Source organism: Streptococcus sp. IMAU 99161 (assembly GCF_014435245.1).
Lineage (GTDB): Bacteria > Bacillota > Bacilli > Lactobacillales > Streptococcaceae > Streptococcus > Streptococcus lactarius.
This window is the reverse complement of sequence record NZ_JAAPAW010000009.1, coordinates 108,129-122,761: the sequence shown is the minus strand read 5'-3', so window position 1 is coordinate 122,761 and position 14,633 is coordinate 108,129. Positions and strand designations below refer to the sequence as shown.

Sequence of the window (14,633 nt, the reverse complement as noted above, 5' to 3'; positions counted from 1 at the left end):
CCCAACGACTCAAGACCTTGAGGTCATTGAACGTTTCTGCTTGATACATTTCAAGGAAGGTCACCGAGTCTGGAATCGAGCTCTTGAGCTGTTGGATATGTTTGAGAGGCGCAAGCCCACGCGAGATGGCTTCCTTGTCATAACCTTCAGGGAAGTGGTCCAATTGGAAGTCCAGCTCACGAAGAACCCCTTCTTGCAAGAGCAATTGCCCTTGGTTGCGGTCCTTGATGGAGATAACGGTTTGGATATTTTCAGAAAGAGATGAGAGCACGTCTGCCACATAGATAATGGAGCAGCCCAGCTCTGTCGGATCCTCGCGGAAGAACTCCATGATGACATGATCCAAAATCAAAGTCTCATCGGTGATGAGGACCACATAGTGAGGGTGGAAGATCTTGGTGTCATTGGCTTTTTCTTCCTCTTTTTGCGCCTTGCGGAGCTTGAGGATTTGGTTGAGACTGTTCAAGACCTGATCGCGTGTCCGCTGATTGTAGACAAAGCTACGGACATTCATATCTTGCAGAGTCGCATGAGGCAACCAGCGCATCCAGTCCCAGCTTTCTTTTTCCTCTTCTGGAATGATCGGAATAATGGTCAGATCATGGTAAGAGTGAAAGACTGCCAATTGAGCAACCAGGAGTTGCAACTGCTCGAGCACGATAGGACGAGGACCGACATAGCCGACCGGTCCCCGATTAAGGCTAGCTACAATCGGAAGATTGTCGATCTTTTGATGGGCCTTGAAAAGGGCATAGCCTTCTTCTTCCAAGGCATCTTTCTTCCCACTGCGTTCTTCCTGACCATATTTGAGTTCATAGCTGGTTGGGACTTTGCCCAAGCCCAAACGATAGGCCAAAAAGTCAAAATGCAGCGGTGTTTTTTCGTAGATCCGCGAGTCATAGCGTTTGACCATCTTAGTCAAGTCTTCGATCGCTGGAAAATGGTAAAACATGCCTTCTCGTTGCTTGCGAGAGAGCTGCTCCAAGTCCTTGGCCTTGTCCTTGAGATAGAGATGGTAGAGCTCCACGCGCTCTTTCTTGTCTTCTTTGTATTTCTTACGATTTTTGAAGAAGCTTTGGACCGAAAAGATCACACTGACCACAGACATGGAGACTGTCGCGATGATATAGAGCCCCCGCGGTTGGAAAATGGTGATCAAGAGGGTCACCCCAACCATGATGAGGGGTGGCATGATCAACTTCAAGAGTTCATCGGATGGTTTTTGAGGCTCTGCTCCCGGAGGATTGATTAAGATCTTGTCTTCCGAACTCCGGTAGATGATCCGCGGAGACCGGTGGTACTCTGGATAATCCTTGTAAAAGTCATAGCGCGAATGCAAACGCGGCACCAGATAAGGACTCACTTCAACCGATCCTTCCACGCCAAGCTCTTCTGGATAGAGCTTAAAGGTCACATCTCCAATAGCCAGCTCATCCCCAAAAGCTAGTGGAACAGTCGCTTCAGTAACGAGTTTGTGGTTATGGTAGAGCTTTCCGGATAAGAGCTGACAAGTCCAGGCCTGGTCCTTTTTCACAAGGAGAAAGCGCACGGGATAATGCACGCGCACATCCGCACCCTGTTCATCTGCTACGAGGATTTCTTCCTTGTCGAGCAGTTCATAGGTATGGACTTCCCCTGTCGCCAAGTAGCAGACCACATCCCCAAGAATCTTGCTGTTTTCAAGCACGCCCTTGTCTTCCCCATATTGGTAGAAGACTTCTTCTTGATCCCATTGGAAATGAAGGGGACTTTCTTGCGAAGCAAGGGTCAACTGAGCCGTTTCTTGATTCGATACGGTCGCTGTTTTCCCTTCTTCTAGTGCTAGCTCATAGCGAAAACCTTTTTTATAGAGTATGATACGTTTTTTCATAGACTACTCCTTGTGTTCGCTAGAGGCACTAGAGCTTGCGGCGGTCGAAGACGAGCTTTCTGCTGAGGAAGCTTCTGTAGAGGAAGCTGTGGAGGACGCCGCTGTTGAGCCACTGGTGGAAGCTTTGGTTTCATCTGTCTCTGCTTCCAAGAGTTTAGAGCGGGCATCCCAGTACTTCTTGTATTCGCCCTCTAGTTCAGAGAGTTTCTTTTCACGCTGCTCACCAGAGAGTTTTTCACTATCACGTGTCGCCTTGATTTCCTTACGAAGGGCATAGATGATCAAGTCTGAATCATCGATCCGCTTAGCAGCATCAAGGGCTTGGGTAAAGTCATGACGGCCAATATAGATCCAGTAGTGGAGATAGAGGCTATCGGACTTCAGCGTGACGTTGTTGAGGATGACCTTCTTTTGGTCCTCTGAGAAATTCAAGCCTTGCAAGTAAGACGTTGCTAACTCATATTTCTGTGTCATTGGCAGACTGCTTGGAGCCACGCCTTCCAACTCATCGATCACCCCAGTATAGTCCACCTTGAGGTAGGCTGTGTCTGCTTGAAGCAATTTTTCTTTAAAAGGTGCTTGGAAAAAGACCAAATAGATCAAAGGCAAAAGTAAGAGAGCCACTACAGCTGAAAGCCAAACAGTTGCCAACTTAAAGATTCGGTGTTGACGACTGGATACCAAGGTCAAGGTCTTTTCTTCTTCTTCCTTGCGCTCTTGGTAAGCCTTCTCTAAGAGCACTTTCATCTCTTCTAGACTAGCGGCATCACGGATTTCCACCAAGAAATCAGGGAGATCTTCTAATTCAAGTGTCCCTTGATAGAGCTCCATGAAGTCCCAGTCCCCAAAAAGCGTGACAGCATAGCACTTAGCCTGGCGCAAGAATTCCACCTGATCCCACTTGTGTGGCACCATCATACCCGGAACCCCACGGTAAGCAATCTTGACTTGGGCGTCCTTGGTCACAAACAAATTGATGGGATGAAGCATAAAGTTCACCGGAAGCTCCAAGGCCGGAGCCAAATCCAAGACATTGATGGCTAGACGCAGACGGTCTGATACCGGTAATTCCTTGATTTCTTCTGCAGTCAAGCCCAGCGCATCTGTCTGATAGGTCAGATGAATCTGGTCTTGATCGGCTGTCATGCTCTGCTCTAAAAACAAGGGATGATGGAGATCCAAAATCCATAAATTGCGTAAATCCTGGCTATCCACTTCTGAACGCTTGAGGTCCAGACGCCAGCTGGTTTCTTCTTTTTCAAAACGGAAGACTTGTTCTTCCAGTGTAAATTGTTCTTCTTTCACCTTACCACTCCTCAATCTCGATCAGATCACCACTTGTGATCGGATAGTCTTGCACCACCTTGCCTTCATCCAGCAAGATGCCTTTATTTACCACGCGCAACTGATACTTGCTTCTAGGCTTTAGAGCAGACCCAAAGATCTGATCCAATTCCCGAATCAAGCGTCGTACCTCCACCCGCGTTGGAATTCTTAGGTCATGACTTGCACCATTCATACGGAAGGTGACATTGATATGTTGGTCCATTTAGGCCTCTTTTCTATAGATTCGATAGGAAATATAGCTAGCAGTTCCAAAAAGAAGAACGCTCCAAGCCAGCATTTGCAAGGCCGGGATGAAATCCGACAAGCTAGCCGAATTGTTCTCCTCGTGGGACTCAAATTTGGATAATTTCTGATTTCCTGGCTGAAACAGGTCCGCTTCAGGCCCTGTTTTTTTCTTTGCCTTTATAGCAGAAAACAACTGGCCGTCTGAATCGGTCAATTGTTTCTCTTGCTGGCGTTTTTCATCTGCTAATTTTTTTTGATCCTTCTCGTTGAAAAGAGACTCCGTCGCATCCAATTGGCCACCGAGCGTCTTTTCTTTATCCGTCTCCAGGCGTGAGTTGTTGACCTGCAGACGATTGTCAATGAAATCATCTGCAGACGCCACAACCACTGGTAAGAGACTAAGAACAAGGAGAAGATACATCATTTTTTTCATAAGCTTGATTCAATTTCCTTTGTTTGAGTGAATTTCTTTGGAATGAAGATATTGGCCACAGCTAGAAGTCCAAAGAAGACCAATAATCCAAAGAAGACGCCAAAGCTGGCTGTTTGTCCATCAAAGTAACCCGCAAACTGTCCTTCTAAAATAGAAAGGAGGTTGACATTTTTCACAAGGGCTGGAAGACCGGACAAGGTTGCGGTCGTTCCGATCGCACTGGACAGGTAGACATAGCTAATCAGCATGAAGAAGGAAATTCCCATTCCAATCACACGGAAGTGTTTCAAGAGGAAGTATTGGAGCTGTACGAGGACAAAGCCTGCCAATACCGCTAACAAGACCCAAGAAGGCACGTATTCACGACCAACTGAGAGTTGAATACTTGAAACCATACCAGTCACCAAGCCCAAGATGAGGGAAAGCCCTACAAGGACACCAACAGACAAGATATCGGATTCTTGCAAGCGATCCAACTTAAAGCGGTCTTTGACCTTGCGGATGATCGGTTGTGTCGCAAAGAGATAAGCCGTAAAGAGGCTCAAAACTTCCAACATAAAGATCCAGATAAATGGACGGTAGACGTTGATAGTGGCTTTGACAGAAGAAGATTTTTCTGCAACAGGATTTGACAAGAAGTCCAGCAAGACTTCATTTGGAACCCCGTTTTCATAGGCATTGTTGAAGACTTTACGGAAGGATTCGACAAAGTTTCCATTTTCAGACAGTTCCTTATCAAATTCACCCATCAAGCTTTCTGCATTGCTGGACAATTTCTCTGTATTGCCTTGTGCCCGTTGCAATTCCTTATTCAATTGGTTAAAGATTTCATTGGTAGAATTGGCAGCTTCGACATTGCTTCTAGAAGAACTCTTAACCCCTTCGGTTGAGCTCAAAAGAGAGGTGTATTCAGAACCGAGAGATGACAAGTCTGCGTCTGTCTTCGTTTGCGCTTGGTTGTCTGTTTCCTGCGCCGTCGAGATAGCCTCTAATTTTTTTTGAAATTCAGCGTATTGTGTTAATTGATCATTGATATTTGTGGTTAGATCTTTGTTGGCATTTTCAATAGCTGCAAGGTTGGCCTGCAACTGTGGTCCCAAGTCTTTCAATTGTTTAAGAGTATCGTCTAATTGAGCCTTCACGCCCTTAGTCGCATCCCCTTTCCCGTCTGTTTCAACACTGGTACGGTATTCCTTGATATTGCCTTCGACTGCAGTCTTCACGACATCGACCAGAGCGTCCGTCAAATCCATATCCTCAATTGGATCGAAGATCGAATGGCGATTTCCTTTTTCATCTGCAGGATAGTAGGCATCGATCAATGCTCCTGCGCGTTGGTAATTCAAAGCAATTTCACTTGCTTTCGTCGCATAGTTGGCAACAGCTGATTTTAAGTCTTCGGCAGAAACGGTCACACTGGTAGAAGAAACCCCATTCACAAGGACGTCAACATCAATCGTACTTGGCATGGCCCCTCCATTTTCAGCGAGGTGAATTTGAATTGGTTTGCCATCTTTTAGTTCGACTTCCTGCTCAGCGTTACCTGCATACGTCGTCCCATCATAGGTCCAGGTATCCACCTTGACTCCAGTAGGTACTTGGATACTAACCTTCTGTTTCCCAGATTTGGCATTGAGGATCGTTGCAACTGCAGTTGATTTGGCATCTACTTCAGCAGCCAATCGTTTCAAATCATCGGCGTTCCCTTTCGGTTGCGCCTTTGTTCCAGCAGCAAAAGTACTATCAAAATCAATCGCTGCGTTGAGATTTCCATACTTATTCAAGTTGAGACTAGCTGGGTCTAAAGACGGAAGTTTTTCAATTGCTTGACGAATGTCATCATCTGCTTTGGTTCGTAACTTGCTAATCGTATCGATACTTTTCTTTCCAAGCAAGGTACGAAGGGTCACCTTGTCGCCTTCTTTGAGACCATAGTAGTCTAAGATTTTCGCCTTTACAGAAGCTGCGATGTTCTTTTCATGATCATCCAGTTTTTGGCGCTCTGTTTGGATCCCTTTTTCCAGTTCAGAAATCCGATCATTAACATCCTGGGTCAAACTTGCATAAGTTTTTGTCCCAGAGGTATCGCCTTCAGCCGGTTTGTTCAATTGCTTGGTAATAGCGTCTTGATTTTGTTGCAGATTTTTATACAAATCCTGCGTCTGTGTACTCAACACAGACTGTTTCATGGTCATAAGCTGATTCATGAATTCTTCATGGCTGATCTTGTCACTTGAGCGTTGCTTGATCAAGCTATCAAAATTCTGACCATATTGACTTTGAGATTGGCTTAATTGGTCAAAAGCCTGTGTATACGATTCAAGAACTGTTTTCAAGGCGTTATTTGACTCGACAGATGACGTCGATAAACTATAAAGACTTGGGAAAATATTCTTTGAATCCAGAGCTGAATCCAACAAATTACTCCGGTAAGAACCGATATTGGTCGATTGTACCTTGTTACTTGTCTCAACATTTTTCTGAGCTGTATAGAGGTTGCTCAAAATGCTGACCATATACATATCCACCAACTGATTTCTGAGATCTGATACAATATCTTTTGCAACTTTATTGGCTTCGTTTTCAACTTGCGCATTTCCAGCAGCATTGACCTTATAGGTAACTGTCGTCTTTTCTGCATTGACCGCATTGACTTCAAGGACCTTTTCAGAAAAGTCACTTGGAATTGTAATCAACAATTGATATTTTCCGTCGGCAAGTCCCGCTTCAGCTGCTCCACGAGGAAGGACCGACCAGTTTTGTGAGTTATCCCGCTCGATGTTTTTTACATAACTCGCACCGAGGTTGTACTCTTTGTCATTTAACTTAACCGCTTTATCTTCATTCACTACAGCGATGTTGAGCTTGGTATTTTCCTTAGTTTGGACGGCCTTTGCTTCCCTCTGTCTTTGATCTTTCTGAACAGACGTATATAAACCGACAACAGTTCCCATCAAAAGGAGCACCATTGCACTTTGACCGATGTATTTTAACCATTTTTTATGTTTTGCTTCCATACCTTTTCCTTTTTCTAATCATAGATACAAAATAGGGGTTAGGAATTAAGAATCTAACCCCTATTTTCTATATATCAAAAGACAAAAGGGTGATCTACCTACGAGAAGTAAGATCACCTCCAAGACTATCTTAGTGGATTTGTGCTGCGATATCTTGGTCAGTTTGTTCAACGATATCAGCAACCTTGATCAATTGACCGTTGATGTCTTCCAACAATTGAGCGAATTGTTTGATTTTTGGAGACAATTCGTTGAATTGTGCTTCAAAGCTATCAAATGCAGATCCATCCCAGTTTGCATCGATGACTTGTTGTTCATGAGTCAAAGTAGTAAGGATTTGATCGATTTCTTGAGAACCTTGTGCATAGCGTTGTGCTGAAGCACGTAGGTCTTCTGGAGTTAATTTAATTTGAGCCATATGTTTCTCCTTTTGGGCTAATACCCTTATTTTTTTCATAAACAATACTTTAGTACGAATTAGTAAAATACCAGATAACTGTATATTTTACCTTTTTCTCCTTGTCTGTATTATTTACTTAACACTATCTTAATGAAATATTGCTTGAATGTCAAGATGAGAGGACCATCTGATAAAACATTGTAACTTTGTTACAGCTCTGTAATTATTTGTCACAGAAATGTAACAATTTCCTCAAAAGCCTTTCTCCAACAGTCTTTATTTAGTAACAATACAAAGAAATTATACCTCCATCTTTTTCTATATGTTAATTCAACACATCCATTAAAAATGTTAATTTAATTGTATACTTTCTAGAAATAAATTAATAAATTGCATAAATTACCATTTTTGTTTTCATTATGGTATAATGGAAACAGTTTAGAAGCCTGTTTGTAAGGATGCTAAACACAAATGAAATCCTAAAAGGAGTGTTTATGAAAAAATTTTTACTAGCCAGCGCCTGTCTGCTGACTCTCACAGCTTGTGGTACGCTTAGTCAGAACAAACAAGAAAACAAACCAAAACAAACTCAGAATCAGGGACAAAATAAATCCATAAAAGAAAAGGTGAAGACGAAAACTTTTTCAAGGGCAATAAGTGCGGATTCCGTTACTAAAATCAAAGTCTATTATCAAAAAGATAAGGTTACTTCTTTTTCTTTCATTCAGGAAAAAGAGATCCCTGAAGCGGAAAAAGATAAAAGCCGCAAAGAGCTAGCTGATCTTTATCAAGAAGACATGAAAAGCAGTCCCAAATTTGAAGCGGTGAACAAAACCAAAGGGATTGACTTAGAGGTTAAAATTTCTGCAGATAAAAAAACCGTTCAGCAATCTGTCACTTTTGATTTGTCAAAAATGGATGTAGATGAAGCTGCTGCTGCTTTTGGCGTGACAGACCAGAAGGGTACCATCTTTGAAAGATTAAAAGATAAACCCGAAGATTTTTTTGAAGCTATCAAAGAGCAAGGCTTGACAGAAGAATAATTTAGCTATCTAATTCATTTTTTAACTTTTACCTGTTGATGAATTTTAGTCTATTTTTTAGAGAGTGGGACAGAAATCGGTAATTCATTAGAATTCGATTTCGTCGTCCCACCTCCGCACAGTTGAGTAGGGCTGTAAAAGCTGATGAAATCAGTGTAGTAGAGCCCACTCAACCACTGCGTCTTGCTCGACAACCCAAAAACAATTAAGGAGTCTGGGACAAAAGTCTAACCTTAAATATAAAAAGCGAACAAAAAGAGTTTTCTAACACTCGGAATGCTCTTTTTGTTCGCTTTTTTGTTTAATCTATCGATTTTAAAAATTTATAATAAAGGATTCCTGAAATCAAAATCTTTTTGTCCCACTCTCTTAGCTTATTTATTCAAGATAGAAAGAGTTTCAAGGAGATTGTCCGCATGAACTTCGATCGTATCTCCTGTCGCTTTGATTTTCACTTCAACGATGCCTTCCGCTGCTTTCTTACCAACTGTTACGCGGATTGGAAGGCCGATCAAATCACTATCACTGAATTTCACACCAGCGCGTTCATTTCGATCATCCACCAAGACTTCGTAACCCTTATCCACCAAGGCTTCTTCGATCCGTTGGGTCAAAGCCAGGCTTCCTTCATCCTTGACATTGACTGGGATCAAATGCACATCAAATGGGGCCAATTCTTTAGGGAAATTGATTCCCCATGCATAGCGGAATTCCCCTTTTGGTGTTTTGTTGACAAAGAGGCGAGCGTGTTGTTCCATGACAGCTGAAAGAAGACGGCTGACACCGATTCCGTAGCATCCCATGATGATTGGAACGGCACGTCCATTTTCATCCAAGACTTCCGCTCCCATGCTGGCTGAGTAGCGAGTTCCGAGTTTGAAGATGTGACCAATCTCGATACCACGCGCAAAGTTGAGAACACCTTTTCCGTCTGGCGAAATCTCACCTTCACGAACTTCACGGATATCCACATATTCTGCAGTGAAGTCCCGACCTGGATTGACACCTGTCAAGTGGTAGCCATTTTCATTTGCTCCTACGACTGCATTGCGGCTGTCTTGGACCTTGCGGTCTGCGATGATTTTGACAGTTTCTGGGAGGTCTACCGGACCCAGTGAGCCAAAATCAGCTCCCAAGAATTCTTTGACTTCCGCTTCAGTAGCCGGCTCAAAGAAATCCGCTCCCAGGTAGTTTTTCAACTTGACTTCATTGAGTTGGTCATTGCCGACAAGAAGGGCCACAACTGGCTCACCATCCGCAACATAAACCAAGGTCTTGATCGTTGCTTCTTCTGGAACATCTAAGAAGGCTGCCACTTCATCAATAGATTTCATACCTGGCGTTGCGACACGTTCGATGGCTTCTTCAGCGACCACTCGGTTGGTTGGCTTGTATTCATTGGTCGCCATTTCCAAGTTCGCAGCATAGGTTGATTCACTTGAATAGGCAATGGTATCTTCTCCAGAAACCATCCATTTAAGCAATTCTGCTTTGATTTCTTCTTGAACTTCTGCAGGAATCTCATCAAAGGAAGCGACCGATTTGTCTAGCACAACCCAACGATCCAAGTCTGTACGGGCTGGTGTGATGGCCATGAATTCTTGGCTATCCTTTCCACCCATAGCCCCACCATCACCGATGATGGCCTTGTAATCAATGCCACTGCGAGTGAAGATGCGCTCATAAGCTGCCTTGTACTCATCGTAAGTCACATCCAAGCTATCGTAGTTGGCATGGAAGCTATAGCCGTCTTTCATGATGAACTCACGGGTCCGAAGAAGACCGTTCCGTGGGCGTTTTTCATCACGGTATTTTGGTTGGATTTGATAGAGATTCAAGGGCAATTGTTTGTAGGATTTCACTGAATCACGCACAATAGCAGTAAAGGTTTCTTCGTGGGTTGGACCTAAGATAAAGTCAGATCCTTCGCGGTTTCTCAACTTATAGAGGTCTTCCCCATAAGTTTCGTAACGGCCTGATTCACGCCAGAGATCCGCACTCAAGAGAGCTGGAGCCAACATTTCTACTGCTCCGATTTTTTCAAATTCTTGGCGCATGATGCCCTTGGCTTTTTCAATTACACGATTAGCTAGTGGTAGGTAAGAATAGACACCAGCTGAGACTTGGCGAACATACCCTGCACGCAACATCAGAGCGTGACTAATGACTTGAGCATCGCTTGGCATTTCGCGAAGCGTTGGAATCAACATTTTACTTTGTTTCATGAACAACTTCCTTTTCTATTTCAAAAATAATTTCATAATATCGTTCCAGGTGACAGCAATCATCAAGATCACCATCAGAGCTACACCTGCGAGCGTCATATAGGTTTCTACTTCTTGCTTGAGCGGTTTTCTACGGACCACTTCGATCAGGTTGATCAAGATTTTTCCACCATCCAAGGCTGGAATCGGGATCAGATTGAAAATTCCAATATTAATCGAGAGCATGGCCATGAGGGATAACACAGCAGGAATTCCTAGTTGAGCCGCTTGTGAGCTGGCATTGTAGATAGCGACTGGACCACCCAGTTTATTGAGACTAAAGTGGAAAATAATATCTTTCAGAGCTCCCAAGATCCGGGTCGCCGTGTTCCAAGTGTCTGTAAAGCCAGACAAGAGCTTATCCATAAAGCCTGTCTTGATCCCGTTTGTCACACCCAGATAGTAACGATCTCCTGATTTGGTTGGTTTCACTTTGACTTCTTTTTCTTTGCCGTCTGTCTTGACTTTCAAGGTTAACTCCGGAGCAGTCTTGCTGTCCTTGGTCGCCTTTTCCACAGCATCTGTCAATTCATCCCAGTTGCTCACGGTATCGTTGTTTACCTGAAGGATCTGAACATTGCTTTTGACACCAACCTTAGCCAGCGCCCCATCAGGTGCGACTTGAACATTGTTGCTGTAGTAATCAATCGCACCACCGCGCATAAAGGCTAAGAGAGAATAAACCACAATACTGAGGATGAAATTGTTCATAGGACCCGCAAAGTTGGTGATTAATCGTCCCCAAATGCTGGCATTCTGATACTGAACATCTCTCGGTGCAATCCGCACTTCGGTCCCATCTTCCTCAACGATGGTTGCATCATGATCGACATCATAGGTCTTTGTCTCATCGAGAACCAAGCCCGTGATTTCTAATTTATCTTCAAAGTCAAACTGGGTAACATTCATAGGAAGGGCTGTCTGATCCAGATTCTTTCCAGAAAGATTGATCCGGACGACCTTACCAGCCTCATTGAGTGTCAAGCTGACGGGAGTACCAGTCTTAATCTCCGTCGTGTCCTCCCCCCAGCCAGCCATCCGAACGTAACCACCTAAAGGAAGGATCCGAATGGTATAGGCTGTCCCGTCCTGACCAATATGGGCAAAGATCTTGGGTCCCATCCCGATTGAGAATTCTCGCACCAGGATGCCCGATTTTTTCGCAAAATAGAAATGACCAAACTCATGGACAAGTACGATCACTCCAAAAATAACAATAAAAGCAATAAATTGCATCGTTCTATCCGCACTATCCTTTCTAACGATTCATTTCTAGAATAAGCCTAAGAAATGCATCAAGGGAAATACAAAAATCAAACTATCAAAACGGTCCAAAACACCGCCATGTCCGGGGATAAATTTCCCAGAATCCTTAACACCAAAGTGGCGTTTGATCGCACTCTCTACCAGGTCACCAAATTGACCTGCGATACTAAAGAGGATGGTAAAGAAGATCATAGCGATCAACCCATGTCCACCTGCCACTGAGCGATCAACCATCATAAAGATCACGGTCACTGCAACGGCTGACAAGATCCCACCTAGGCTGCCTTCAACCGTTTTATTGGGAGAAACGGCAGGCATGAGCTTGCGTTTGCCAAACTGGCTACCAACCAGATAGGCACCTGAATCTGTCGCCCAAACAATAAAGAGCGCCAACAAGACCTTGTCAATACCAGCGATGCGCGCATCTACTAGAGAATGGAAACCAAGCCCTACATAGAAGCTGGACGCAATGGGGTAGACCACATCTTCATAATTGTACTGTTGAGCGAGAACCGTTGTTCCCATGAGGATCAAGACCACCAAACCATAGGCAATCATATTGCCATCTGCTGGCAGGTAAGTCAAATAGTCCTCAATCGGCAAGGTCAATACAAAGGCTGCCAACATAGCGAGCGCCCCTTCAAAGGTCGCAGTCTCAAGCCCCTTCATCTTCAGCAATTCATGAACACCCAGCATGGCAATCAAGCCAATTACAATCTGGAAGAATACCCCCCCAACCATCACTGTTGGAATGAAAAAGAGCAGGGCAATTCCACCAAAAATCACACGTTTTTGTAAATCTTTTGTCATCATTTTCTCCTAAACACCGCCAAATCTCCGATGGCGATGGCTATAATCTACTATGGCACTCCGTAGTGCATCCTCTCCAAAATCTGGCCACATCACATCTGTGAAATAAAGCTCGCTATAAGCAGCTTGCCAAGGAAGGAAATTGCTCAAACGAAGCTCTCCACTGGTCCGGATAATCAAATCTGGATCTCTCAAATCACGAGGCAAACTTTGCGTATAGAGGCAATCAGCAATACGATCTTCCGTGATCTCTTCTGGGCTCAGGTTGCTATCTCTCACTTCTTGAGCCAGTTGCTTCACAGCCTGAGTAATTTCAGCACGTCCCCCATAGTTGAGGGCAAAATTCAGAATCAATCCTGTGTTGTCCTTGGTCTTTTCTTCAGCTCTTTCCAAGGCTTCTAGGGTTTCTTTTGGCAATTTTTTGGTATCGCCAATCATTTGAATTTTGACATTGTTGCGATGCAATTCAGGAACGAAGCGATCATAAAATTCCACCGGTAAGTGCATGATGAACTTGACTTCCTCTTCTGGACGCGTCCAGTTTTCCGTTGAAAAGGCATAGACCGTCAAGACCTGAACCCCCATATTTTTCGCCGCAATGGTCACTTCTTGGAGGGCTTCCATCCCTGCCTTATGGCCAAAAACACGCGGTTGCATCCGCTTTTTCGCCCAGCGACCATTGCCATCCATGATGATGCCAATATGTTTCGGGACTTCTAAGGGGATCTCGTTTTTTTCTTTTTTCTTAAAAGGAAACATGTTTTTCTACCTATTTCAATATTGATCGCTTCATTATACCATAAATCCCATTAAAATAGGGACTCTGGCCTCTTATTTGGAGGAGCATGGCTTTCCATCAAAAAAAGCGCACTCTCATCCACTAAAAGAGGCTGGGACAAAAGTCCTAGCCTCTCAATTGTTTTTGGATTGTCGAGCAAGACGCAGTGGTTGAGTGGGCTCTACTACGCTGATTTCATCAGCTTTTACAGCCCTACTCAACTGTGCGGAGGTGGGACGACAAAATCGAATTCTAACGAATTACCGATTTCTGTCCCACTCTCTAGATGATTATTGTTCGAATGCTGAATCAGATTCTTCTGTGGTAGATTCTGCTGATCCTTCTGAAACTGGAAGAACTGTTTTAACGGCTCCCAATTCAAAGGTCAGGTAGACACCATCTACATCCAAGACAACCGTCTTACGTTCTGTATCCACTTCATCGATCGTTCCATACAAACCACCAATTGTGATGACTTCATTTCCTTTTTGAAGTTTATTCAAACTTTCCATCCGTTTTTGATATTGTTTCTTTTGGCTACGACTCATGAAAAACATCAAAGCAAACATGGCAATGAGAACAATCAGAAAACTTGCGTTTGGCATATCTTTCTCCTTAAATTTTCAATATATGGTATACTATATCAAATTTTGCTTGTCTTTTCAAGCTTTCCCATTTATTTCCGCAAAAATTTACCCATTGTTTCAAGGATGGAACCAAAGCTAAAGCAAAAAGAAAAACCACGAAAAGTGGGCGACTAATTAGTCAATTGTAATGCCATACTTTTCATGATTTTCTTCATACCAATCAATCAAGGCCAATGCGGTTTGATAGGTGATATTTTTAATCTTACTCGTTCCCTTGGTTAAGGTCGCCAAGCTCATTTTACTGATATTGGTTTCAGTAGCAACACGGTAACTCGTCAAGCGTCCATCCACCATCAGCTGAACAACGGCTTCTACCTTTCTATATTCTGGAGTTGAGTAGATATCCATTGAATTGTTCATTGTTCTCCCATTCCTCAATTTTTTTCTTGTATAGATTATATACTTATTTTCTTTATTTATTAATATTTGTGCTCAAATACTATAATTTTCACTAATTATTGATGTTTTTTTAGCCCAAATTAGTGAAATTTACCCTAAATCAGCGAATAATTTCCCCTAGGTGGGAAGAAAAA

General features: G+C 43.4%; 12 protein-coding genes and 1 pseudogene. 1 reads left to right on the top strand and 12 read right to left on the bottom strand.

What is annotated here, in order from left to right; genetic code table 11:
• The 6 genes and pseudogenes from HA044_RS05095 to HA044_RS05070 all read right to left on the bottom strand — a co-directional run.
• Nucleotides 1-1,870, bottom strand: a pseudogene (locus tag HA044_RS05095) (type VII secretion protein EssC); the annotation flags it as partial.
• Between the two features lie 3 nt (nt 1,871-1,873).
• The gene (gene essB / locus HA044_RS05090; RefSeq protein WP_187539870.1) at nt 1,874-3,175 is read right to left on the bottom strand and encodes a type VII secretion protein EssB; all 1,302 of its coding nucleotides are present in this window, start codon (nt 3,173-3,175) and stop codon (nt 1,874-1,876) included.
• A 1-nt stretch (nt 3,176) separates the two neighbouring features.
• Nucleotides 3,177-3,419 carry an EsaB/YukD family protein gene (locus HA044_RS05085; protein WP_187539868.1) on the bottom strand — a complete coding sequence of 81 codons (243 nt, stop codon included), beginning with the start codon at nt 3,417-3,419 and terminating at the stop codon, nt 3,177-3,179.
• Nucleotides 3,420-3,875 (bottom strand): type VII secretion protein EssA, encoded by a 456-nt coding sequence (essA, locus tag HA044_RS05080; protein WP_187539866.1) that lies wholly within the window; start codon nt 3,873-3,875, stop codon nt 3,420-3,422. It abuts the gene before it with no gap.
• Entirely contained in the window at nt 3,872-6,892 is a 3,021-nt protein-coding gene (gene esaA, locus HA044_RS05075) for a type VII secretion protein EsaA (RefSeq protein WP_187539864.1), read from the bottom strand. Before esaA ends, essA begins: the two co-directional genes overlap by 4 nt.
• Nucleotides 6,893-7,022: 130 nt before the next feature.
• The gene (locus HA044_RS05070; RefSeq protein ID WP_003016069.1) at nt 7,023-7,310 is read right to left on the bottom strand and encodes a WXG100 family type VII secretion target; all 288 of its coding nucleotides are present in this window, start codon (nt 7,308-7,310) and stop codon (nt 7,023-7,025) included.
• A 476-nt stretch (nt 7,311-7,786) separates the two neighbouring features.
• On the opposite strand from HA044_RS05070, the gene HA044_RS05065 reads away from it, so the two are divergent.
• Nucleotides 7,787-8,335 carry a DUF1307 domain-containing protein gene (locus tag HA044_RS05065; RefSeq protein WP_187539862.1) on the top strand — a complete coding sequence of 183 codons (549 nt, stop codon included), beginning with the start codon at nt 7,787-7,789 and terminating at the stop codon, nt 8,333-8,335.
• A gap of 374 nt (nt 8,336-8,709) precedes the next feature.
• Here HA044_RS05065 and HA044_RS05060 read toward each other — a convergent pair whose 3' ends face one another.
• The 6 genes from HA044_RS05060 to HA044_RS05035 all read right to left on the bottom strand — a co-directional run bounded on the left by HA044_RS05060 (nt 8,710) and on the right by HA044_RS05035 (nt 14,460).
• The gene (locus tag HA044_RS05060) at nt 8,710-10,560 is read right to left on the bottom strand and encodes a proline--tRNA ligase (RefSeq protein ID WP_187539860.1); all 1,851 of its coding nucleotides are present in this window, start codon (nt 10,558-10,560) and stop codon (nt 8,710-8,712) included.
• Nucleotides 10,561-10,575: 15 nt separating this feature from the next.
• The gene (rseP, locus tag HA044_RS05055; protein ID WP_187539858.1) at nt 10,576-11,835 is read right to left on the bottom strand and encodes an RIP metalloprotease RseP; all 1,260 of its coding nucleotides are present in this window, start codon (nt 11,833-11,835) and stop codon (nt 10,576-10,578) included.
• A gap of 36 nt (nt 11,836-11,871) precedes the next feature.
• Nucleotides 11,872-12,675 carry a phosphatidate cytidylyltransferase gene (locus HA044_RS05050; protein WP_187539856.1) on the bottom strand — a complete coding sequence of 268 codons (804 nt, stop codon included), beginning with the start codon at nt 12,673-12,675 and terminating at the stop codon, nt 11,872-11,874.
• A gap of 9 nt (nt 12,676-12,684) precedes the next feature.
• Nucleotides 12,685-13,434 carry an isoprenyl transferase gene (locus HA044_RS05045; protein ID WP_187539854.1) on the bottom strand — a complete coding sequence of 250 codons (750 nt, stop codon included), beginning with the start codon at nt 13,432-13,434 and terminating at the stop codon, nt 12,685-12,687.
• A 309-nt stretch (nt 13,435-13,743) separates the two neighbouring features.
• Nucleotides 13,744-14,058 (bottom strand): preprotein translocase subunit YajC, encoded by a 315-nt coding sequence (gene yajC / locus HA044_RS05040; protein WP_187539852.1) that lies wholly within the window; start codon nt 14,056-14,058, stop codon nt 13,744-13,746.
• 156 nt (nt 14,059-14,214) lie between these two features.
• A complete protein-coding gene (locus HA044_RS05035; RefSeq protein ID WP_187539850.1) occupies nt 14,215-14,460 on the bottom strand; it encodes a hypothetical protein in 246 nt (81 codons plus the stop codon).
• Between the last annotated feature and the right edge of the window lie 173 nt (nt 14,461-14,633).